Origin of the sequence: Sphingomonas sp. 179-I 2A4 NHS, from assembly GCF_045369135.1 — a bacterium.
Classification (GTDB): domain Bacteria; phylum Pseudomonadota; class Alphaproteobacteria; order Sphingomonadales; family Sphingomonadaceae; genus Sphingomonas.
Window position 1 is genome coordinate 1 of the sequence record NZ_JBIQFL010000002.1, and the last position, 21,134, is coordinate 21,134.

A 21,134-nucleotide genomic window follows, 5' to 3' on the forward strand; every position below is an offset into this window, starting at 1 on the left:
CGCCAGCACCGCCGCGCCGTCGGGCGCGGCCACCGGCACCGCGGCGCCCGCCGCCGCCAGCAACGCCTCGCGCCACGGTCGCGCCTTCGCCTTCAGCAATCGCGGATCGAACAGGTCGAGCGCGCCGATCGTCACGCCAGCACGGCGCAGCCGGCCGCGATCCTCCGGCGTCAGCGCCTCCACCGCGGCGCGCGCCGGCAGCCGCGGGGTCATCCCGCCGCCCGCCTCCAGCGCCGCCGCCACGCTGCGCAGCGGCGACGTCGCCCCCGGATCGCGCGCCAGCGCCGCCAGCGCGGCAATCACCGGCACGTGCCGCGCCACCGCGCCGTCCACCCAGCGTTGCACGCGCTCGCTGACGGCGCGGCGAAGTGCCGGGTCGAGGCAGTCGAGCGCCGGATCGAGCACCACCGCCGGCCGCCCCAGCGATCGCCCGCGCCCCAGCCGCGCCACCTCGTGCCCGGCCCAGACGATCGCGCCGTCCGCGCCCAGCGTCAGCGCCTTGTCCTGCGCCGCCACCAGCGCCTCGCCGCGCGTGCGCCGCTCGCGCACCAATTGCTTCTCCGCCGTCGCCAGCAGCAGGCGCTTGTCCGCTGCCCGCGCCTCCGGCGCCACGACGAAGCGGAAGCCGTCGAGCCGCCCGATCGCATGCGTGTCGATCGTCACTTCGCCTTGCGGCCCGATCTCCACCGGCAGCGCGCCGGCGCCCGCGCCGATCTGCTTCATCAGCACGCTGGTGCGCTTGTCGACGAAGCGCTGCGTCAGGCTGGTGTGCAGCGCGTCGGACAATCGCTCCTCCACCGCCAGCGTGCGCGCCGCCCAGTGGGCAGGATCCGCCAGCCAGTTCTTGCGCTGCGCGATATAGGCCCAGGTGCGCACCGCCGCGACGCGCCCTGCGATCGTCTCCACGTCGCCGTCCACCCGGTCCAGCCGAGTCACTTCGTCGGCGAACCATTGGTGCGGCAGATAGCCCTCGGCGAGATGCCCGAAGACGCGGCTGACGAAGCGCGCATGCGGCTCGACGCCCAGCTTCTGGAAATCGGGGATGCCGCACGCCGCCCACAGCCGGTCCACCTGGCCGCGCGCCCGCGCCCGGACCGCGGGGTCCTCCGCCAGCCGGCGCAGCACGGCGAGGTCGACCGATTCCGGCGCCGCGCGCAGCGTCTCGTGCTGCGGCGGCGCGGAAAGCGAGGCCAGCAGCGCATCGATGCTCGACAGGTCCGGGTCGCCATCGCGCCAGAAGAGCGTGTCGAGCGTGGGGAAGCGATGTCCCTCGATCGCCAGCACTTCCTCCGGCAGGAACGCGTCCGGCCCCTCTTCGGCCACCGCGCCGAACGTCCCGTCGCGCTGGTGCCGCCCGGCGCGCCCGGCGATCTGCGCCATCTCGGAAACGGTCAGCCGCCGCCGGCGCCGCCCGTCGAACTTGTGCAGCCCGGCGAAGGCGACATGCGCCACGTCCATGTTGAGGCCCATGCCGATTGCGTCGGTCGCGACGAGGTAGTCCACCTCGCCCGCCTGGAACATCGCCACCTGCGCGTTGCGCGTGCGCGGGGAGAGCGCCCCCATCACCACCGCCGCGCCGCCGCGAAGCCGGCGAAGCATCTCGGCCACGGCATAGACTTCCTCGGCGCTGAAGGCGACGATCGCGGATCGCCGCGGCAGCCGGCTGATCTTCTTCGCGCCCGCGTAGGAGAGGTCGGAAAAGCGCGGCCGCTCGATGATCTCGACGCCCGGCACCAGCGACTTCACCACCGGCTTCAGCGCTGCGGAGCCCAGGATCATCGTCTCCTCGCGGCCACGCGCATGCAGCAGCCGGTCGGTGAAGACGTGCCCGCGCTCCGCGTCCGCGCCCAGCTGCGCCTCGTCCAGCGCCACGAAGGCGACGTCGCGCGGCACGTCGGATGCGGCGCCGGCAAAAGCACCTCCACCCAGCGGCATCGATTCGGCCGTGCACAGGAACCAGCGCGCGTCCTTGGGCACGATCCGCTCCTCGCCGGTGATCAGCGCCACCCGCTCGGGGCCCTTCATCGCCACCACGCGGTCGTACACTTCGCGCGCCAGCAGGCGCAGCGGGAATCCGATCATGCCGCTGGAATGCGCCGCCATCCGCTCCACCGCCAGGTGAGTCTTGCCGGTGTTGGTCGGCCCCAGAACCGCGGTCACGCGGGGATGATCATGGGCGGGCATGGTGCCGTGAACATCGTGGCCAACGCGTTGCGAATCAACCGTTCCGTTTCGCCGCATCCGGCAAACGCTTCGGCGCAAGGCGAGTCATTGGCGCGGCGGGTTAATTTGACTTTAGTACCTTGCCCCCACAACGCTTCGACCCGCGCCGGGGGTGGATCGGCGACGTGTTTGGCGTTTGGGGGCGCATCACCCGCCGTGTTTCTGCGCGAGCAGCCAGGACTGGAACTCGCCGGCGCCGCCGGTAGCCGCAGCTTCGGCCGCGCGGTCGCGCCGGTGCGCGAACTGCCGCTGGGCGAGCGGCTCCGGGCGGCCCTTCACCAGGTGGATTGGGTGCCCGATCTTGGCGCCCGCATCGGCAGCGGCACGTGGTGGCGTGGCCTTGCCACCTGCACCGGCCTCATCGCCGCGGCGGTGCTGACGGCGCCCGGCATTCGCCCGGTTCCCGGTTTCGTCGCCACCAGCATGACCGGTGCGGAGCGCGAGGAAGCGCATACGCTGTCGATCGCGCCGCTCGGCCTCGGCGCCTCCACCGGCCGGCGCATGGCGGCCAACGATCTCGTCCGCCCGCTCGCCGAAACGCCCGAACGCCCGATCATCGAGCTTACCGCGTCGATCGGCAACGGCGACACGTTCGGCGGGGCGCTGCAGCGTGCCGGCGTCAGCCGCGCCGATGCCGCGCGCGTCGCCGATCTCGTCGCCGGCGAAGTGTCGCTCAATGATCTGAAGCCCGGCACGATGCTGGATCTGACGCTCGGGCGCCGCCATGATCGCCGCACCGCGCGCCCGCTCGAAAAGCTCGCCTTCCGCGCCCGCTTCGATCTCAACCTGTCGCTGCATCGCACCGAAGACGGGCTCTCGCTCGAACGCCATCCGATCGCCATCGATCGCACGCCGTTGCGCATCCAGGGCCGCGTCGGCTCCAGCCTCTATCATTCCGCGCGCGCCGCCGGCGCCCCGGCCAAGCTGGTCGAGGCCTATATCAAGGCGATCGCCACCCGCACCTCGATCGGCGCGATCCGGGCCGATGACCGGTTCGACATCATCGCCGATCATGCCCGCGCCGCCACCGGCGAGGTGCAGGTGGGCCAGTTGCAGTTCGCCGGGCTCGATCAGGGATCGAAGAAGCTTCGCCTCGTCCGCTGGGAAGAAGGCGACGGCAACGGCGGCCAGTTCTGGGATGCCAATGGCCAGGCGAAGCGTCAGGGCTTCATGGGCATGCCGGTGTCGGGCCGCGTCTCCTCCACCTTCGGCATGCGCCGCCATCCGCTGCTCGGCTTCCTGCGCATGCACAAGGGCCTCGATCTCGCCGCGCCGCACGGCACGCCCATCTATGCGCCGATCGACGGCCGCGTGGTGATGGCCGGTCGCAACCGCGGCTACGGCAATTTCATCAAGCTCGATCACGGCAGCGGCATCTCGAGCGGCTACGGCCACATGAGCCGCTTCGCCGTCTCCTCCGGGCAGCGCGTCTCGCGCGGCCAGGTGATCGGCTATGTCGGCTCGACCGGGCTGTCGACCGGCCCGCACCTCCATTGGGAGGTCTGGAAGAACGGCACGAACGTCAATCCGCGCTCGATCTCGCTCTCCAGCGTGGCCACGCTCTCGGGCCCGAAGCTGCGCGCCTTCAAGGCCAAGGTCGCGAACCTGATGGCGGTGCCGACCGCCAGCTGATCCGGCCGCGGTCCGGGGCTTTCAGGCTGCCGTCCCGGCCGCCCAGCCGCTCGACCACGCCCATTGGAAGTTATAGCCGCCAAGCCAGCCGGTCACGTCCACCGCTTCGCCGATCACGTACAGGCCCGGCACCTTCTTCGCTTCCATCGTCTGCGAAGACAGCTCCGCGGTCGACACGCCGCCCACCGTCACTTCCGCCTTGGCGAAGCCCTCGCTGCCATTGGGCTCGAACCGCCAGCCCGCCAGCATCCGCTCCGCCGTCGCCAGCTTCGCGTCGGGGACGTTCGCCAGTTCGCCGACAAGCCCCAGCTCGCGCACCAGCACCTCGGCCAGCCGCTGCGGCAGCGCGCCCGCCAGCAGCTTGGCAACGCTCGCCCGCGGCGTCGCCCGCTTCGCATCGCGCAGCCAGCCTTCAGTGCGGTCGGGCAGCAGGTCGACGATGATCGGCTCGCCATGTCGCCAATAGGATGACACCTGCAGGATCGCCGGGCCGGAAAGCCCGCGGTGGGTGAACAGCATCGCCTCGCGGAACGCCGCCTTGCCGGCCTTGGCCACCACCTCGGTCGCAACGCCTGCCAGCGCGCGGAACGGATCCTCGCCGCCCAGCGTCAGTGGCACCAGCGCCGGACGCGGCTCCACCACCTTCAGCCCGAATTGTCGCGCCAGGTCGTACGCAACGCCCGTCGCACCCATTTTGGGGATCGATGGCCCGCCAGTCGCGATCACCAGCGCACCAGCCGTCACCGTTTTTCCGCCAAGATCGACCGAAAACGCGCCATCATTGTGCGTGACTGCGCGGATATTTCCGCCGCATCGCACCTCGACGGCGCCCTTCGCGCCCTCCTCCAGCAGCATCGCCACGATCTGCCGCGCGGAGCCGTCGCAGAACAATTGTCCAAGCGTCTTCTCGTGCCAGGCGATGCCGTAACTGTTTACCAGCGCAAGGAAATCCGCGGCGGTGTAGCGGGCCAGCGCCGATCGCGCGAAATGCGGGTTGCTCGACAGGAACCGGTCCGGCGCCGCACCGATGTTGGTGAAATTGCACCGCCCGCCGCCGGAAATCAGGATCTTTTTCCCTGGTTTCTCAGCATGATCGAGTACCAGCACCCGCCGCCCGCGCTGCCCGGCGGTCGCGGCGCACATCAGCCCCGCCGCGCCGGCACCCAGCACGATCACGTCATAGTCTTGGGGCACCGGCGTCAGTGCAGCTTGGCGATCGACAGCCCGTCGCGCTTCGCCTGCTCCTTCACCGATTCCTCGCTTCGGGTCAGCGCCTTGGCGATCGCCTTCAGCGCCATGCCCTTCTTCGCGAGCGTGTGCAGCTTCTGGATCTCATCCGTGCGCCACGGTTGGCGGTGTCGTTCAAAGCGTTCGGCCATTTCGGTGATGTAGTCGTTCCGCGCGCTTATCGCGAGAGGCCGCGCGCCAGCATCCCCGCAATCGTGTCGCCGATGTCGGCGATGGCGGGATCCTCGTCCCACACGCCGTAACGCAGCCCCAGGAACACGTTCATGCCCATGATCGCCCAGGCATGGACTTCGCCGACGTCGTCGCGCAGTTCGCCCCGCGCCGCGGCCGCCTTCAACCGCTCGGCGATGCGCTCGGCGGTGGAGGCATAATGCCGGCGAAAACTGTCGGGATCGACGAACTCCGCCTCGTCGATCACGCGGTATATCGCCTTGTGCCCACGCACGAACTCCAGGAAGCTGACGAGTCCTGCCCGCTCCGCCGCGATCTGGTCCGGCGCGGCGCGGATCGCGGGGCTTACATGATCGCGTACCTGATCCGACAGGTCCCGCACCAGCGCGCGGAACACCGCGTCCTTGCTGTCGAAATAGGTGTAGAAGCTGCCCAGTGCGACGCCAGCGCGGCGCGTGATCGCGCTGATCGACGCCTCGTGAAAGCCGCGTTCCCCGAATTCGCCCATCGCGGCATCCAGGATGGCGCGCTGCGTCTTGCGGCCTCGGGCGGTGCGCGGCGTCTTGACGGTGCCTGCGCCCGCCGGCGTTTCCGCCGCCGTCCCGTCCCCGGCTGCCTCGTCTACGCCTGCCCCGTCTGCCATGCCCTCCCTTTCCAAGTTGAAACCTGGTTCAACTTTCATTATTGCGCTCGGCATCGTTTCACAACCCGGCCTAGACCGGGCGGCGCCGCGACGGCGCCGATTTCATCTTGGGGGGGATATCCCATGACGTTGCGCTCGTCCGCCTTCCGCCGCCTGTTGCTCGCCTCGAGCCTTCTCGCCGCGGCACCCGCCTATGCCCAGACTGCCGAACCCGCGCCCGCGGCGCCGGAAGTCATCTCCGATGACATGGGCGACGAGATCGTCGTCGTCGCCCGTCGCCGCGAGGAACGCCTCGTGGACGTGCCGATCGCCGTCACCGCGCTCTCCGCCGACCAGCTCGCCAAGAGCCAGGCGCTCGACATCTCCGGCATCCAGGGCGCGGTGCCGAACGTGAACCTCGTCCAGGGCCGCGGCACCTCCACCAACGCGAACATCTTCATCCGCGGCATCGGCCAGCCCGACGCGCTGCAGACGTTCGATCCCGCGGTCGGCATCTATGTCGACGGCGTCTACATCAGCCGCATCCAGGGCGCCTTGTTCAACCTGTTCGACGTCGAGCGGATGGAAGTGCTGCGCGGCCCGCAGGGCACGCTCTACGGCAAGAACACCATCGGCGGCGCGGTCAACATCGTCAGCCGCAAGCCGGATCTGAACGATTTCCGCGCCAGCGGCAGCGTCACCTACGGCAGCTACGATCAGTGGCTCGTCAACGGCTATGTGTCCGCGCCGATCGTCACCGATCGCGTCGCGCTCAGCGTGGCCGGCGTCTATGACAAGCGCGACGGGCTCGTCACCGATCCGGTCACGGGCCGCAAGTTCAACGATCGCGACACGCTCGCCGGCCGCGCGATCCTGCGCTTCCAGGCGACCGACGATCTCGATTTCAGCCTGGCGGGCGACTATACCCGCATCCGCACCGCGCCGACGCTCGGCCAGGCGACTGCGCCGCTGATCGCGACCAGCTTCACCACCGGCACGCGCGTCCTCGCGCCCGCATATCCGCTCGGCCGCCGCTTCCGCTACGAGGCGCGCAGCTCGCTTGCCCCCGGCCAGGGCCAGGATCTCGACCATGCCGGCGTCTCGCTGACCGCGAACCTCAACCTCGGCGGCGGCTTCACGCTCACCTCGATCAGCGCGTTCCGCGATCTCGATTCGGACGCATTCATCGATATCGACGCGACCGAGTTCGAGCTCGGCGACGTCTTCGTCGGCGTTCGCCAGCAGCAGTTCAGCCAGGAACTGCAGCTGAAATACGCGGGCGACCGCCTGAACGGCGTCTTCGGCCTCTATTACCTGCGCGAGGACGTGAGCTCGCATCAGGAGGCCTACGCCGGTGACCTGTTCGAGCTGACGCCCGCGACGCAGTTCACCTTCACCCGCTTCATCGACGACGATCAGCGGCTCGACAGCTACGCCGCCTACGGCCAGCTGACCTATGACCTGACGGATCGCCTCTCGCTGACCGGCGGCCTGCGCTACACCCGCGAGACGAAGCGTTATGATCGCTTCACCCGCACCGTCTCGACGCTGCCGGCGCTAAACGGCATCACCTTCTCCTTCCCAGATGATCTGCCGGCGCCGTACAACGGCACCAACAAGGTGACGTTCGACGCCTGGACGCCGTCCGCGACACTCTCGTTCAAGCCGTCGCGCGATACGATGCTCTATGCCTCGGCTTCGCGGGGCTTCAAATCGGGCGGCTTCAACGGCCGCGTGAACTCGCTGCTCGACGTCACCGAGGTGGTCGACGGCCAGGTGGTACTGCGTCCGTTCTTCAAGCCGGAAACGGTCTGGACGTACGAAACGGGCGCGAAGGGTACCTTCCTCGGCGGCCGCGTCAGCCTGTCGGGCGCCGCCTTCTATTCAGACTATAAGAACTTCCAGGCGCGTGTCGGCGCGGGCAACAACACCGGCACCAGCGGCGGCGCACTGCCGGTGTTGAACGCCGGTAAGCTGCGCATCTGGGGCCTCGAGGGCGAGCTGGCGGTGCGCCCGGTGCAGCAATGGGCGATCCGTTCGAGCTTCGGCTATCTCAACGCCAAGTATCTCGAGTTCGACGATGCGCGCCGGGCGCCCGCCGCCAGCTTCTCGTGCAATCCCACCGGCCAGGCGATCGTCTGCAAGCCAGCCTTCGCGCCGCCGATCACCTTCAGTCTCGCAACCGACTATACCGTGCCGCTGGGTGACGCGGGCAGCGTGACGTTTGGCGGCGACGCGCGCTTCGTCGACAAGCAGTTCCTGTCGGTCGACAACCGTCCGGGCCTGTACGAGGACGGCTACATGCTGCTGAACGCCTTCGTTCAGTATGACGCGCCGGGTGGCCGCTACTATGTCCGCGGCGGCGTGAAGAACCTGACCAAGGAACTGTACAAGACGGACGGCCAGGAATTCTCCAGCGTCGGCAACATCCAGACCGTCTATTACGGCGATCCGCGCACCTGGAGCCTGACCGCCGGCTTCCGGTTCTGACGGCCGAAGGCGCGGTCGCGCGGCGGCGGTGCCTGCACGGGCAGGCATCGGCCGTCACGGCCGGCGACGGCAACGCCGATCGACCGACGACGGCTTAGCCGTCGTCGCGGCCAGCAGAAGAGATCACTGAACAGCAAACCGCCGCCCCGGACACGCTCCGAGGCGGCGGTTTTTGTTTGAACCGGCCGGGAGGGGAGCCTTACCGCTCGCGCGTCGCCGCGAACTTCACCTTGGAATAGCGCTCCGCGATGTACCCCACTTCCCAGGCGCTCTTGGCCAGGAACACCGGGTTACCGTCACGATCCTTGGCCAGTGCGCCGCGGTTCAGATCCATGAAGTCCTTGAGCGCGGCCGGGTCCTCCGCCGAAATCCAGCGCGCCGTATCGTATGGGGAGGCCTCCAGCCCGGCGGCAACCTTGTACTCCGCCTCCAGCCGCGACAGCAGCACGTCGAGCTGCAGCTGGCCGACGACGCCGATGATCCAGTTCGATCCGATCTCCGGATAGAACACTTGGATCACGCCCTCTTCGCTCAGATCATCCAGCGCCTTGCGCAGCTGCTTGGTCTTGGTCGGGTCCTTCAGCGCCACGCGGCGCAGGATCTCCGGCGCGAAATTGGGCAGCCCGGTGATCCGTACGCCCGGCTTCTCGCTCAGCGTGTCGCCCACGCGCAGCGTCCCGTGGTTCGGGATGCCGATGATGTCGCCCGGAAAGGCCTCGTCGGCGATTTCGCGGTCCTGCGCGAAGAACAGGATCGGCGAGTGGACCGCGATCGGCTTGCCATGGCCCGTCGGCGTCAGCTTCATGCCGCGCTTGAACGTGCCCGAGCACAGCCGCATGAACGCGATCCGGTCGCGGTGCTGCGGGTCCATGTTGGCCTGCACCTTGAAGACGAAGCCGGTGACGTCCTTCTCTTGCGGATCTACTGCCGCGGGCTCGGCGGGCTGCGGGCGCGGCGGCGGCGCGAAGTCCGCCAGCGCCGCGATCAGCTCGGCCGGGCCGAAATCCTTCAGCGCCGATCCGAAATAGACCGGCGTCAGATCGCCCGCGCGATAGGCTTCGGCGTCGAACGCGGCATAGCCGGCCTGCGCAAGCTCCACTTCCTCCGCCACTGCCTCGGGCAGCACGGGATCGGCCTCCACGCGCCCTTGGAAGCTTCGGCTGTCCCCGTCGGGGCGGCTGATGCGATTGGTCTTGAGGTCGAGTACGCCCTCGAACGTGCCACCCATGCCGACCGGCCAGCTCATCGGGCAGACGTCCAGCGCCAGCACGTCGGCGATCTCGTCCAGCAACTCGAACGCGCTTCGCCCCTCGCGGTCCACCTTGTTGACGAAGGTGATGATCGGCACGTTGCGCAGCCGGCACACCTCGAACAGCTTGCGCGTCTGCGCCTCGATGCCGCGCGCGGCGTCGATCACCATCACCGCCGAATCGACCGCGGTCAGCGTACGATAGGTGTCCTCGCTGAAATCCTCGTGGCCCGGCGTGTCGAGCAGGTTGAAGAACACGCCGTCCTTCTCGAACGTCATCACGCTCGACGTGACTGAAATGCCGCGCTGCTGCTCGATCTTCATCCAGTCCGATCGCGCGCGCCGGTTCTGCCCGCGCGCCTTCACTTCGCCAGCAAGATGAATCGCGCCGCCGACATACAGCAGCTTTTCCGTCAGCGTGGTCTTGCCGGCGTCAGGGTGCGAGATGATCGCGAAGGTACGGCGGGGCGATGGCATGAAATAATCCTGAGACGTAAGAAGCGCGACCAGACCGCCCCATTCGCGCTGAGCCTGTCGTATCACGTGCCCCAATCGGCGCCGTGGCTGACACGCCCTTCGACAAGCTCGGGACGAACGGGAAAGGTTTCGCGCTACCCCCGTGGGGTCGCGCGCTCCGCGATATAGTCACTCACCGCCGCAAAGGTAGCGTCCAGTGTGTCGAACCGCTCCTCGCGCTCGAACAGGTCGCCCATGCGCGGCGGCAGTATCGCGCTGGTGCCGGTCGCCCGCTCCACGGCTTCGGGGAACTTCGCCGGATGCGCCGTCGCCAGCGTCACCATCGGCGCGTCGACCGACGCGCGCTGCGCGGCGGCAAGCGCGATCGCGGTATGCGGGTCGATCACCTCGTTCGCCCGCTCCTGCGCCCAGCGCATGGCAAGTGCCATGCCGTCGGCGTCGATGCTGGCGCTGGTGAACAGCGCCGCGGCCCCGCCATGCTGTGCATTGGTCAGCCGCATCGCCTTGTTTGCTTCGAACCCGGCCATCTGCGTCGCCAGCGCCGCGCCATCGCGCCCGCCAAGGTCGAACAGCAGCCGCTCGAAGTTCGAGGACACCTGGATGTCCATCGACGGCGTCGCCGTCGGCATCACCGTGCCGGTGGAGTAATCGCCCGCAGACAGCGCACGGTGCAGGATGTCGTTGACGTTGGTGGCGACCACCAGCTTCGCGACCGGCAGGCCCATGCGCGCGGCGACGTAACCGGCGAACACGTCACCGAAGTTTCCGGTCGGTACGCTGAACGCCACCGCGCGCTCTGGCGCGCCAAGCCGCACGGCCGAATAGAAATAATAGACCACCTGGGCCATCAGCCGCGCCCAGTTGATCGAATTCACCGCGCCCAGGCGGAAGCGGCCGGCGAAATCGGCCGAGTTGAACATCGCCTTCACCAGCGCCTGCGCCGTGTCGAAATCGCCGCGGATCGCGATATTGTGGACGTTGGGCGCCAGCACCGTCGTCATCTGTCGGCGCTGCACCTCGCTCACCCGGCCTGCCGGGTGCAGCATGAAGATGTCGATCCCCGCGCGCCCGGCCACCGCGTCGATCGCCGCCGATCCGGTGTCGCCGCTCGTCGCGCCGACGATCGTCAGCGGCCCTTCAGTGTCCCCGGTCAGGAACCGTTCGAACAACAGGCCCAGCAGCTGCAGCGCCACGTCCTTGAACGCCAGCGTCGGGCCGTGAAACAGCTCCAGCAGCCACTGGTCGTGATCCAGCTGCTTCAGCGGCGTCACCGCGGCATGGGCGAAGCGGCCATAGGCCTGCTCGCACAGGGCGCGAAGCTCCTCCCGGGTCAGGCTGTCGCCGATGAACGGCGCCATCACCGCCGCCGCGGTGTCGACATAGGAGAGGCCGGCGAGCGCCGCGATCTCGTCCCTCGACATCGTCGGCCATTGTTCCGGCACGTACAGGCCACCGTCCGACGCCAGCCCGGCCAGCGTCGCGCCACGGAAATCGAGCGTCGGGGCCGCCCCACGGGTGCTGATATAGCGCATGGGCCCGCCGGTTACCCGCGCGGCTGGCGCGAGACAACAACGCTCTGCGTGGCGCGGCGATAGCCCTGCTATCGCTCCCGGCGTGGAGGCCCGGCCGGCCGGCCCCTCCGGCGGAGCGCCAGGACGTAGATCACCGCCGCCACCGCCGCGAAGAAGAACCACTGACCGGCATAAGCCAGGTGATTGTTCGGCACGAGGCTGACGTTTGGGCGGCTATTGGCGGCCAGCCCATCCGCGGGGCGATCCGCCACCAGCAGCAGTTCGCGCGGTGCCGGCTTGAACAGCTGCGCGCCGAGCGGCGTCGCATCGGGCGCGTGGCTGATCCAGCCGCTCACCGGCCCGCCCACCCAGGAAACTTCCTTCACCGGATCATGCGTGGTGCCAAGCTGCACCTTCGCGACGCCGTTTGGCGTGAGGCATTGCGCGATCAGCCGGTAACCGGCCGCGCCGGCGCCCGCGCGGGTGATCGCGGTCACCTTGCCGCAATCGAGCGTGCTGCGCCGGAACAGCAGGCTGTCGTCCGGCGTCATCGGGAAGGCGATCGGCGGGCGGGACGGGTTCGCCGCCAGCTGCGCCAGCTGCGCTTCCTTCTGCGGCAGCCGGATCAGCAGCTGCCACAGCCCGAGCCCGATCATCATCGCGACCGCCAGGGCGACAAGGATCGTCGGCAGGATCGGCACGCGCCTCATGGCTGGATCACGCACGTCATTCTTCCCACAAAAGCGAACGGGCGCGACTCACGAGGAGCCGCGCCCGCTTTATCCGTCGCTGCTGGCAGCAGCGTCAGGCGATCAGCCGTGGACCGGCGCGCCCCAGCCGCCCCACACGTAGATCGAGACGAACAGGAACAGCCACACCACGTCGACGAAGTGCCAGTACCAGGCTGCCGCTTCGAAGCCGAAGTGCGCCTTGGGCGTGAAGTCACCCTTATAGGCACGGATCAGGCAGACGATCAGGAAGATCGTGCCGACGATCACGTGGAAGCCGTGGAAGCCCGTCGCCATGAAGAACGACGCGCCGTAGGTGTTGCCCTTGAAGGGGAACGGCGCGTGCATGTACTCATATGCCTGCACCGCGCTGAAGATCAGGCCGAGCACGATCGTCAGCCACAGGCCCTTCAGCACGCCGTCGCGGTCGCCCACGCCAATCATGCCCCACAGGCCGCGCTTCTCGCCGCCACGCTGGTTATGGATCAGCGCATGGTGCGCCCAGGTGATGGTGGTGCCCGAGCACAGCAGGATCAGCGTGTTGAGCAGCGGCAGCTCGAACGCGTTGATCACTTCCAGGCCTTTGGGCGGCCATTGCGCGGCGATCGCCACGGTGTCGCTCGCCCGCTCCACCGCGCCATCGACGAAGGCGATCGCATCGGGGAACAGCGCGAAATCGAAATAGGCCCAGAACCAGCCGACGAAGAACATCACTTCCGAGGCGATGAAGAGGATCATGCCGTAGCGGAAGTGCAGCTGAACCACCGGGGTGTGGTCGCCCGCGCGGCCTTCGCGGATCACGTTGCGCCACCAGCTGAACATGCACAGCAGCACCGCGGCGAGGCCGGCAAAGAACAGGATGCCGCCGCCGTTCGGCTTGCCGACATGGCCGCCGTGCATCCACATGATGGCGCCCGCCGCCATTGCCAGGGCCGAGAAGGAGCTGGCCATCGGCCAGATATCGGGCGGAAGGATATGGTATTGGTGGTTCTTGGCGCCTGCCATCTGGCTATCCCCGTTGGTACGCGTTTGCGTCCGCTTAGCTTGGGCTTTTGCCGGAATCCACCGGGTAAAACGTGTAGCTGAGCGTGATCGTGTCGATATCGCGTGCGTCGGGATCGTCGCGGATCTTCGGATCCACGAAGTAGATCACCGGCATGCGCATCGATTCACCGGGTTGCAGCGTCTGCTCGGTGAAGCAGAAACACTCGATCTTGGTGAAATACTTGCCCGCCTGATCCGGCGTCACGTTGAACGTCGCCGTCCCTGTCACCGGCACCGCGGCGCGGTTCGTCGCGGTGAAGAAGGCCATGTTGCGCGCGCCGATCGTCACCCGCTGGTTAGGCTGTTCGGGGGCGAAGCGCCACGGCAGGCCCTTGCCGGTGTTGGCGTCGAAATCCACCTTCACCATCTGGCCGACGATGGCGCCGGGCGCATCCTCGGCGCGCTGCGTGGTGCCGTTCAGGCCGGTCACCTGGCAGAACAGGCGGTACAGCGGCACGCTGGCGAAGGCGAGGCCGGTCATCAGGAGAACGCCGAGCACCGCCAGCGCTGCGGTGCGGCCCTTGCGCGAAACAGCCATCGTCACGGGTTGGGCATCCCCTCGCGGATCTTCACCAGCGAGATCAGGAACACCAGGATCACGAACGCCCCCAGCAGCAGCGCCATCACGATCGCACGGCTCTTCTGCCGGCGCCGGATCAGATCCTCGTCATCGTTCTTCATGCTACCCACCGATCGACGACCAGCGCGCCGAACATTACGAAAAGATACAGGATGGAATATTTGAACAGCGCCTTTTCCGGCAGCATCGCGTCATCCGCGCCGGTGGTGCGATAAGCGACCCGCGCCGCCAGCAGCGCGAACCAGCCGGTCATCGCCACGGAAACGAGGCCATAGACCGGCCCCACCAGGCCCAGCGGCCAGGGCGCCACCGCGGCCAGCGCCATCGGGATGGTGTACAGGCCGATCTGGTGCCGGGTGGTCTTCTCGCCCGCCACCACGGGCAGCATCGGCACGCCGGCATTGGCGTAATCGGTCTTCACGAACAGCGCGAGCGCCCAGAAATGCGGCGGCGTCCACAGGAAGACGAAGAGGAACAGGAGCACCGGCAGCAGCGCGATCTCGCCCGTCGCCGCGGCCCAGCCGATCAGCGGCGGGAAGGCGCCGGCGGCGCCGCCGATGACGATGTTCTGCGGCGTGCGGCGCTTCAGCCAGACGGTGTAGATCAGCACATAGAACAGGATCGAGACGGCAAGGATCGCCGCCGCCGTCACGTTCAACGCCAGGCCCATCAGGATGACGGAAAAGGCTCCCAGACCGACACCGAAGTGAAGCGCCGCCTGCCGATCCATCCGCCCCGCGGGCAGCGGCCGGTTGGCGGTGCGCTTCATCACCGCATCGATGTCCGCCTCATACCATTGGTTGAGCGCACCCGCAGCGCCGGCGCCCAGCGTGATGCACAATATCGCCGTGAAGCCCAGCACCGGGTGGATGCCGACGGGGGCCGCGAGCATCCCGCACAGCCCGGTGAAGACGACCAGGGTCAGCACGCGCGGCTTCGTCAGCGCGAGGAAATCCCGCCAGTCGGCAGGCGGCAGAAGGGGCGTTGCAGGAGTCATCGGATGCGCGGGCCATACCCGCATCGTGCGCGCGGGGAAAGGGCGCGCCGCGCCCCCTCACCTCGCGCACTTCTGCGGAAAAATGGCTCAGCCGTGCAGCACATGGTCCTTGTCGCGCACGGTGCGCGCGCTGTTCGCCGGATGCGCCGGATCCTCATAGCCAAAGGCGATGCCGAATAGGAGCTTCTGGTCGTCGCCCACGCCCAGCTCGCGATGGACGATCTCGGCATGGTGGCTCAGCGCCCCTTGCGCGCACGAGGCAAGGCCGTTCGCGGTCAGCGCCAGCATGAACGACTGGGCATACATGCCGCAGTCCGCCGCCTCGCGCATCCCGGCCCACGCCGGGATGAACAGGAACATGGCGTGCGGCGCATCGAAGAAGCGGAAGTTGCGAAGGAACGATTCGGTCCGTGCCGCCACATCCTCGCGCGCCACGTTGGTCGCCGCGAACAGCGCCTTGGCCGCATCGATCTGCCGCCCGCGATAATGGCCGGGATAGGCGCCGGTCAGCGGGAAATCGGGCGTGATCCTGGCGCCGCTCTTCGCCGCATCGTGCAGCACCGTGCGCATCCGCTCCGCCGCCGTGCCCGACACGACGTGCGCGGTCCATGGCTGGACGTTGCAGTTGGACGGGGCGAGCTGCGCCATCTCCATCACCCGTTCCAGCAGGTCGGCCGGCACCGGATCGGGCTTGAACCCGCGCACTGAGCGCCGCTCGCGCAGCAACCGCTCCAGCGTCTCGCTGTCGGAAGTGGTGGTTCGCTCGATCGCTGCGGTCGCCTGCATTTGCCGTCCTCTCGTTCTCTATGGAGAATGTTGTTCTTCCACGCGAATAATCCTTGCCTCATCCGCGCGGCGAAGTCACCTTCGCGGGCAAATACAGCAAAAGGAGAGGGCGTCATGTACGACCTGGTCATTCGCGGCGGCACGATTGTCGATGGCTCCGGCGGCGCGCCGTATCAGGGCGATGTCGCGATCACTGGCGATCGCATCGTTGCAGTCGGAGCCGTCACCGGCCCGGCTCGCCACGAGATCGACGCTACGGACAAGCTCGTCACCCCCGGCTGGGTCGATATCCACACTCATTATGACGGCCAGATCACCTGGGCCTCGCGCATGGATCCCTCCTCCACGCTCGGCGCCACCACCGTCGTCGTCGGCAATTGCGGCGTCGGCTTCGCCCCCGTCCGCCCGCAGGATCACGACACGCTGATTCGGCTGATGGAGGGGGTGGAGGACATTCCCGGCGCCGCGCTTCACGAAGGACTGTCGTGGCAGTGGGAAAGCTTCGGCGAATATATGGGCGCCGTCGACCGGCTGCCGCACGACATCGATGTTGCGGTGCAGGTGCCGCACGGCGCGCTGCGCGTCTATGTGATGGGCGAGCGCGGCGCGAACCGCGATCCCGCAACGCCAGAGGAAAATGAGGAAATGCGCCGCCTGACCGCGGAGGCGATCCGCGCCGGCGCGCTCGGCTTTTCCACCACCCGCACCATGGTCCACCGCACCGCCGACGGCGATCTCACCCCCACCGTGCGCGCCGCGCGCGAGGAGATGGAGGCGATCGCCCGCGGCATCGCCGACGCTGGCTCGGGCGTCCTCCAATGGGTCTCCGATTTCCAGGAAATGGATGAGGAGTTCAGCCTCGTCCGCGACCTGACCAAGATCGCCGGTCAGCCCCTGAGCTTCTCGATGGTGCAGGCCGATGTGGTCCCGAACCAGTGGCGCGAACTGACCCAGCGGCTCGATGCCGCCGTCGCCGAGGGGTATCCCTTGAAGGCGCAGATCGCCGGCCGCCCGGTCGGCCTGATGCTGGGCCTGCAGGGCTCGGTCCACCCCTTCATCAGCCGGCCCAGCTACCGCGAGATCGCCGACCTGCCGCTCGACCAAAAGGTCGCCCGGATGCGCGATCCCGAATTCCGCGCGCGGCTGATCGCAGAGGCGCCGATGAAGGATCATCCCTTCGTCAATTCGGTCGCCGGCGCGCAGCACAAGATGTTCCGCATCACCGACCGCGTTGATTACGAGCCCGATCCCTCGACCAGCCTCGCGGCGGAGGCCGAGCGGCTCGGCGTCCATCCCGACGAACTGGTCTATGATGCCTTGCTCGAGGACGAGGGCCGCGCCTTCCTCTTCTTCCCGATGCACAATTACGTCGAGGGCAATCTCAACAACGTCCACGCCATGATCACCAATCCCAACACGCTGTCGGGCCTGTCGGATGGCGGCGCGCATGTCGGCGCAATCTGCGACGTCAGCCTGCCGACCTTCATGCTGACCCACTGGTGTCGCGATCGCACGCGCGGCCCCCTGCTCGACCTCGCCGATACGGTGAAGCAGCAGACCCGCGACACCGCGCTCGCCGTCGGGCTCGAGGACCGCGGCCTGCTCGCCCCCGGTTATCTCGCCGACGTCAACGTCATCGATTTCGACCAGCTCGAACTCGGCAAGCCCTACATGATCTACGACCTGCCCACCGGCGCCCGCCGCCTGATGCAAAAGGCGAAGGGCTATGTCGCGACGATCAAGTCGGGCCAGGTGATCTACCGGGATGGCGAACCCACCGACGCCCTTCCCGGCAAGCTGATCCGCGGACGCCAGCCCGCGCCCGCCCCAGTAAGAACGGCGGTCGCCGCCTGACATGCCGCCGCTCATCATCGAGGCCGCGCTGAACGGCGCGACACCGAAATCGCGCAATCCCAACGTGCCGGTCAGCCCGCAGGAACTCGCCAGCGAGGCGCTCGCCGCGATGGAGGCCGGCGCCGCGATCGTCCACACGCATATCGAGCGGATGGATATGACCGGCGACGCCGCGGTCGATCGCTATATGGAGGCCTATGCCCCGGTGCTGGCGGCGCGTCCCGACGCGATCCTCTGGGGCACCGTGGCCACCGGCCCCGATGTGGAGGCACGCTTCGGCCATTACCGCGGCCTCGCCCGTGCCGGCGTCCGCATGGGCGCGTTCGACCCCGGCTCGGTCAACCTTGGCACGCACGGCCCCGATGGCCTGCCCGGTGCCTCAATCCTCTACGCCACCACCTACCGCGACATCGCCTGGCTCGCCGACCTCCACGAACAGGAGAAGCTCGGCCCGGCGATCGCGATCTACGAACCCGGCTGGCTGCGCACCACTTTGGCCTATGAACAGGCCGGCCGCCTCCCCGCCGGTACCTTCGTGAAGCTCTATTTCGGCGGCCGCTACAATTTTCTCGACGGCAAGCGCAGCAACATCACCTTCGGCCTCCCGCCCACTGAGAAAGCGCTGGATGCCTATCTCGAGATGCTCGAAGGCTCGCCACTTCCTTGGGCGGTCGCCGCGATCGGCGATTGCGTCGTGGACACCGGCCTCGCCAGACTTGCGATCGAACGCGGCGGCCACGTCCGCGTCGGCCTGGAGGATTTCGGCGGCGAGCGACAGCCCGGCAATCTGGAGCTGATCGCCGAGGTGGTCGAACTCGCCAGACAGGCCGGCCGCCCGATCGCGACGCCGGAGCAGGCCGCGCAGATCCTGAACCTCCCGCGATGAGCGGCGCAGCCCCCTTCCCCCTTCGTGGCGAGCACCATCGAGGCATCGCGGGCCCGGCCGCGCCCCTCGATTTCGCTCATGCCGGGGGGGCCGGCGACGCGTCCACCAACGTGCGCGAGCTTGCCAAGCCGGTCGGCGCGGTCATCGCCGCGGTCGCGATCCTGCGCTGCCTCGGCCGCCACCGCACGCCGCTTCGCCTCGCTGATATCGTGCGCGAGGAATCGCTCAACACCTCCACCGCGCTCAACATCCTGCGCACGCTCGATCACGAGGGCCTCGTCGCCTTCGATCGTGAGACGAAGCGCTACACGCTGGCGCAGGGCCTCGCCGATCTCGCCGCCCCCTTGCTCGATCACGCCGATCCCGCGCGTCGCGCCGCCGCCGCTATGGCCGCCGCCGCGCAGGAGCTTCACGCCACGATCGGCCTGTGGCGCCGCGTCGGCGACGAGGTGGAGCTGATCCATGTCGCGGACAGTTCGGCGGCGATGCGCGTCGCCTTCACCATCGGCCGCCGCCTGCCGATGATGCTCGGCGCGATGGGCCGGCTGGTCGCCGCGCGCGGCGGCTTCGATGCCGATGCGTTGCGCCGCGGCTTTGACGCCGTGCCTTGGGCCAACGCCCCCGATTATGCCGCCTGGCTCGCCGATGTCGCCGAGACCGCGCAGACCGGCGTCGGGCTCGATCGCGGCCATGTCAACGCGGGCATCCTCGGCGTCGCGGTGCCGGTCGAGGCGGATGGCCCGCTGCGCCACATCCTCGCCGCCGCGATGTTCGACGCCGGCCCGCACCCCGACGCCGCTGTGATCGCCGACCGCCTCCGCGCCGTCGCCGCGGCCGCGGACGGCCGATGATCACCCGAACCAGAACAGATAGTTAGGAGAGCCTGCGATGTACGACCTGCTCGTAAAGAACGGCACCATCGTCGATGGCACGGGCGCCCCCCGCTTCAGGGGCGATCTTGCGGTGGAGGGCGACAGGATCGTCGCCGTCGGCGACGTGTCCGGCACCGCGCGCGAGACGATCGACGCGGACGGCTGCATCGTCACCCCCGGCTTCGTCGATATCCACACCCATTATGACGGGCAGGTCTCGTGGGACAATGTCCTCGCACCCTCCTCGATCAACGGCGTCACCTCCGCCGCCATGGGCAATTGCGGCGTCGGCTTCGCGCCGGCCCGCGCCGACAAGCATGATTGGCTGATCCAGCTGCTCGAGGGCGTGGAAGACATTCCCGGCACCGCGCTCGCCGAAGGGCTGACCTGGAACTGGGAAAGCTTCCCCGATTATCTCGATGCGCTCAGCGCCCGCGAGTACACCATGGACCTCGGCGCCCACATGCCGCACGCGGCGCTTCGCGCCTATGTCATGGGCGATCGCGGCGGCGATCATATGGAGCGGCCCACCGCTGCCGAGGTCGATCGCATGGCCGCGCTCACCGCGGAGGCGATGGAAGCCGGCGCGCTCGGCTTCTCCACCTCGCGCACCCATGCGCACCGCAGCCGCGACGGGCTCAACATCGGCACGCTGACGGCGGAGGATCCCGAACTGCTCGGCATTGCCGCCGCGCTGCGCCGGACGGGCAAGGGCGTGATTCAGCTGATCTCGGACGCCTATCTCACCGCCGACGACGCCTTCGCCACCGCCGAGCTCCAGCTCATCCGCCGCCTCGCCGAAACCAGCGGCCGCCGCGTCTCCTTCACCGTGCAGCAGACCGACGACGCGCCCGATCGCTGGAAGAGCATCTACCGCGAAATCGATCAGATGGTGGCGGATGGCCTTCCCGTCAGCGCTCAGGTCGCACCGCGCCCGATCGGGGCGATCCTCTCCTTCGCCTCCACCACCAATCCCTTCATCGTCGCGCCCACCTATCGCCGCGTCGCGTCGCAGAGCGCGACCATCGACGATCGGCTGAAGGCGCTCGCCGATCCGCAGGTGCGCGCCGAGATCCTCGCCGAGCACGCCGCCTTCCACGCCAGCGAAGGCTTCATCGCGATCATCACGCGGGGCTATTCGCGCATGTTCCGCATGACCGATCCGGTCGATTACGAGCCGCACGAAAGCCAGTCGATCGCGGCCGAGGCCGCTCGCGCCGGCCAGGATCCCGCCCCCTACGTCTATGATGCGCTGATGGAGGAAGGCGGCCGCCGCCTGCTCTACATGCCGCTCATCAACTATGCCCGCGGCAACCTCGATGACGTGCACGGCATGATGACCGGCGATCACGTGCTCTACGGCCTGTCCGACGGCGGCGCGCATTGCGGCACGATCTGCGACGGGAGCTTCCCCACCACCACCGTCGCGCTATGGTCGCGCGGCAACAAGGCCGGTCTCTCCGCCCCGCTCGAACGGCTCGTCCACGGCTATTCGCAGAAGAATGCCGCGCACGTCGGCTGGCACGATCGCGGCGTGCTGGCGCCGGGCTATCTCGCGGATCTCAACGTCATCGCGCTGGACGAACTGTCGCTCGCCCCGCCGGAGATCGTGCAGGATCTCCCCGCCGGCGGCACCCGCCTGCTCCAGCAGCCGCGCGGCTATCGCTGGACGGTGAAGTCGGGCGTGCCCACCTTCGAGCGCGGCGAATGGACCGGGCGCACCCCCGGCCGCCTGCTGCGCGGCGCCCGGGCGCTTGGCTGACC

The 21,134-nt window shown here is 68.4% G+C and carries 18 protein-coding genes; 6 read left to right on the forward strand and 12 right to left on the reverse strand.

Annotated elements, in window-relative coordinates; genetic code table 11:
- Positions 1-2,184, reverse strand: a 2,184-nt coding sequence (locus ACH0CP_RS03295; RefSeq protein ID WP_406893874.1) for a helicase-related protein, incomplete at its 3' end; no start/stop codon positions are given.
- A 195-nt stretch (positions 2,185-2,379) separates the two neighbouring features.
- Between ACH0CP_RS03295 and ACH0CP_RS03300 the strand changes: the two genes are divergently transcribed.
- On the forward strand, positions 2,380-3,855 hold the full coding sequence (locus ACH0CP_RS03300) for a M23 family metallopeptidase (RefSeq protein WP_294444494.1): 1,476 nt from the start codon (positions 2,380-2,382) through the stop codon (positions 3,853-3,855).
- Between the two features lie 21 nt (positions 3,856-3,876).
- Here the strand turns inward: ACH0CP_RS03300 and ACH0CP_RS03305 are convergent, their stop codons facing one another.
- Genes ACH0CP_RS03305 through ACH0CP_RS03315 form a run of 3 tightly spaced genes read right to left on the reverse strand, consistent with a single transcriptional unit; the run spans position 3,877 to position 5,917 of the window.
- Complete coding sequence (locus ACH0CP_RS03305) at positions 3,877-4,998, reverse strand: NAD(P)/FAD-dependent oxidoreductase (RefSeq protein WP_406875814.1); 1,122 nt, start codon at positions 4,996-4,998, stop codon at positions 3,877-3,879.
- Between the two features lie 56 nt (positions 4,999-5,054).
- Positions 5,055-5,234, reverse strand: coding sequence for a hypothetical protein (locus ACH0CP_RS03310; RefSeq protein ID WP_294444496.1), 180 nt, complete (start codon positions 5,232-5,234; stop codon positions 5,055-5,057).
- A 26-nt stretch (positions 5,235-5,260) separates the two neighbouring features.
- On the reverse strand, positions 5,261-5,917 hold the full coding sequence (locus tag ACH0CP_RS03315; RefSeq protein ID WP_294444497.1) for a TetR/AcrR family transcriptional regulator: 657 nt from the start codon (positions 5,915-5,917) through the stop codon (positions 5,261-5,263).
- A gap of 123 nt (positions 5,918-6,040) precedes the next feature.
- On the opposite strand from ACH0CP_RS03315, the gene ACH0CP_RS03320 reads away from it, so the two are divergent.
- On the forward strand, positions 6,041-8,386 hold the full coding sequence (locus ACH0CP_RS03320) for a TonB-dependent receptor (RefSeq protein WP_294444498.1): 2,346 nt from the start codon (positions 6,041-6,043) through the stop codon (positions 8,384-8,386).
- 199 nt (positions 8,387-8,585) lie between these two features.
- On the opposite strand, the gene ACH0CP_RS03325 is transcribed toward ACH0CP_RS03320, so the two are convergent.
- The 8 genes from ACH0CP_RS03325 to ACH0CP_RS03360 form a co-directional block, all read right to left on the reverse strand.
- Positions 8,586-10,112 carry a peptide chain release factor 3 gene (locus ACH0CP_RS03325; protein ID WP_406875775.1) on the reverse strand — a complete coding sequence of 509 codons (1,527 nt, stop codon included), beginning with the start codon at positions 10,110-10,112 and terminating at the stop codon, positions 8,586-8,588.
- 134 nt (positions 10,113-10,246) lie between these two features.
- Positions 10,247-11,644: a threonine synthase gene (gene thrC / locus ACH0CP_RS03330; protein ID WP_406875776.1), complete on the reverse strand. Its 1,398-nt coding sequence runs from the start codon at positions 11,642-11,644 to the stop codon at positions 10,247-10,249.
- 68 nt (positions 11,645-11,712) lie between these two features.
- Positions 11,713-12,333 carry an SURF1 family cytochrome oxidase biogenesis protein gene (locus ACH0CP_RS03335; RefSeq protein ID WP_294445155.1) on the reverse strand — a complete coding sequence of 207 codons (621 nt, stop codon included), beginning with the start codon at positions 12,331-12,333 and terminating at the stop codon, positions 11,713-11,715.
- A 102-nt stretch (positions 12,334-12,435) separates the two neighbouring features.
- Complete coding sequence (locus ACH0CP_RS03340; RefSeq protein WP_294445149.1) at positions 12,436-13,356, reverse strand: cytochrome c oxidase subunit 3; 921 nt, start codon at positions 13,354-13,356, stop codon at positions 12,436-12,438.
- Positions 13,357-13,390: 34 nt separating this feature from the next.
- Positions 13,391-13,933, reverse strand: coding sequence for a cytochrome c oxidase assembly protein (locus tag ACH0CP_RS03345; RefSeq protein ID WP_294445156.1), 543 nt, complete (start codon positions 13,931-13,933; stop codon positions 13,391-13,393).
- 2 nt (positions 13,934-13,935) lie between these two features.
- Positions 13,936-14,076, reverse strand: coding sequence for a hypothetical protein (locus tag ACH0CP_RS03350; RefSeq protein ID WP_294445150.1), 141 nt, complete (start codon positions 14,074-14,076; stop codon positions 13,936-13,938).
- On the reverse strand, positions 14,073-14,972 hold the full coding sequence (locus tag ACH0CP_RS03355) for a heme o synthase (protein WP_294445151.1): 900 nt from the start codon (positions 14,970-14,972) through the stop codon (positions 14,073-14,075). The genes ACH0CP_RS03350 and ACH0CP_RS03355 overlap by 4 nt, the downstream gene beginning before the upstream one ends.
- 87 nt (positions 14,973-15,059) lie before the next feature.
- On the reverse strand, positions 15,060-15,758 hold the full coding sequence (locus ACH0CP_RS03360) for a nitroreductase family protein (protein ID WP_294445152.1): 699 nt from the start codon (positions 15,756-15,758) through the stop codon (positions 15,060-15,062).
- Between the two features lie 114 nt (positions 15,759-15,872).
- Here ACH0CP_RS03360 and ACH0CP_RS03365 point away from each other — a divergent pair, with 114 nt between their 5' ends.
- From ACH0CP_RS03365 to ACH0CP_RS03380, 4 genes are read left to right on the forward strand one after another with little or no spacing between them, the layout of a single operon-like run.
- On the forward strand, positions 15,873-17,612 hold the full coding sequence (locus ACH0CP_RS03365; RefSeq protein WP_406875777.1) for an amidohydrolase family protein: 1,740 nt from the start codon (positions 15,873-15,875) through the stop codon (positions 17,610-17,612).
- 1 nt (position 17,613) lies between these two features.
- Positions 17,614-18,498 carry a 3-keto-5-aminohexanoate cleavage protein gene (locus tag ACH0CP_RS03370; protein ID WP_406875778.1) on the forward strand — a complete coding sequence of 295 codons (885 nt, stop codon included), beginning with the start codon at positions 17,614-17,616 and terminating at the stop codon, positions 18,496-18,498.
- A complete protein-coding gene (locus tag ACH0CP_RS03375; RefSeq protein ID WP_406875779.1) occupies positions 18,495-19,349 on the forward strand; it encodes an IclR family transcriptional regulator in 855 nt (284 codons plus the stop codon). The genes ACH0CP_RS03370 and ACH0CP_RS03375 overlap by 4 nt, the downstream gene beginning before the upstream one ends.
- A gap of 37 nt (positions 19,350-19,386) precedes the next feature.
- Complete coding sequence (locus ACH0CP_RS03380) at positions 19,387-21,132, forward strand: amidohydrolase family protein (protein WP_406875780.1); 1,746 nt, start codon at positions 19,387-19,389, stop codon at positions 21,130-21,132.
- Positions 21,133-21,134 lie beyond the last annotated feature (2 nt).

Coding starts and splice junctions, on each gene's coding strand:
- ACH0CP_RS03305 (WP_406875814.1), bottom strand. CDS start 4,998: ATGTGCGCCGCGACCGCCGGGCAGCGCGGGCGGCGGGTGCTGGTACTC.
- ACH0CP_RS03310 (WP_294444496.1), bottom strand. CDS start 5,234: ATGGCCGAACGCTTTGAACGACACCGCCAACCGTGGCGCACGGATGAG.
- ACH0CP_RS03315 (WP_294444497.1), bottom strand. CDS start 5,917: ATGGCAGACGGGGCAGGCGTAGACGAGGCAGCCGGGGACGGGACGGCG.
- ACH0CP_RS03320 (WP_294444498.1), top strand. CDS start 6,041: ATGACGTTGCGCTCGTCCGCCTTCCGCCGCCTGTTGCTCGCCTCGAGC.
- ACH0CP_RS03325 (WP_406875775.1), bottom strand. CDS start 10,112: ATGCCATCGCCCCGCCGTACCTTCGCGATCATCTCGCACCCTGACGCC.
- thrC (WP_406875776.1), bottom strand. CDS start 11,644: ATGCGCTATATCAGCACCCGTGGGGCGGCCCCGACGCTCGATTTCCGT.
- ACH0CP_RS03335 (WP_294445155.1), bottom strand. CDS start 12,333: ATGAGGCGCGTGCCGATCCTGCCGACGATCCTTGTCGCCCTGGCGGTC.
- ACH0CP_RS03340 (WP_294445149.1), bottom strand. CDS start 13,356: ATGGCAGGCGCCAAGAACCACCAATACCATATCCTTCCGCCCGATATC.
- ACH0CP_RS03345 (WP_294445156.1), bottom strand. CDS start 13,933: ATGGCTGTTTCGCGCAAGGGCCGCACCGCAGCGCTGGCGGTGCTCGGC.
- ACH0CP_RS03350 (WP_294445150.1), bottom strand. CDS start 14,076: ATGAAGAACGATGACGAGGATCTGATCCGGCGCCGGCAGAAGAGCCGT.
- ACH0CP_RS03355 (WP_294445151.1), bottom strand. CDS start 14,972: ATGACTCCTGCAACGCCCCTTCTGCCGCCTGCCGACTGGCGGGATTTC.
- ACH0CP_RS03360 (WP_294445152.1), bottom strand. CDS start 15,758: ATGCAGGCGACCGCAGCGATCGAGCGAACCACCACTTCCGACAGCGAG.
- ACH0CP_RS03365 (WP_406875777.1), top strand. CDS start 15,873: ATGTACGACCTGGTCATTCGCGGCGGCACGATTGTCGATGGCTCCGGC.
- ACH0CP_RS03370 (WP_406875778.1), top strand. CDS start 17,614: ATGCCGCCGCTCATCATCGAGGCCGCGCTGAACGGCGCGACACCGAAA.
- ACH0CP_RS03375 (WP_406875779.1), top strand. CDS start 18,495: ATGAGCGGCGCAGCCCCCTTCCCCCTTCGTGGCGAGCACCATCGAGGC.
- ACH0CP_RS03380 (WP_406875780.1), top strand. CDS start 19,387: ATGTACGACCTGCTCGTAAAGAACGGCACCATCGTCGATGGCACGGGC.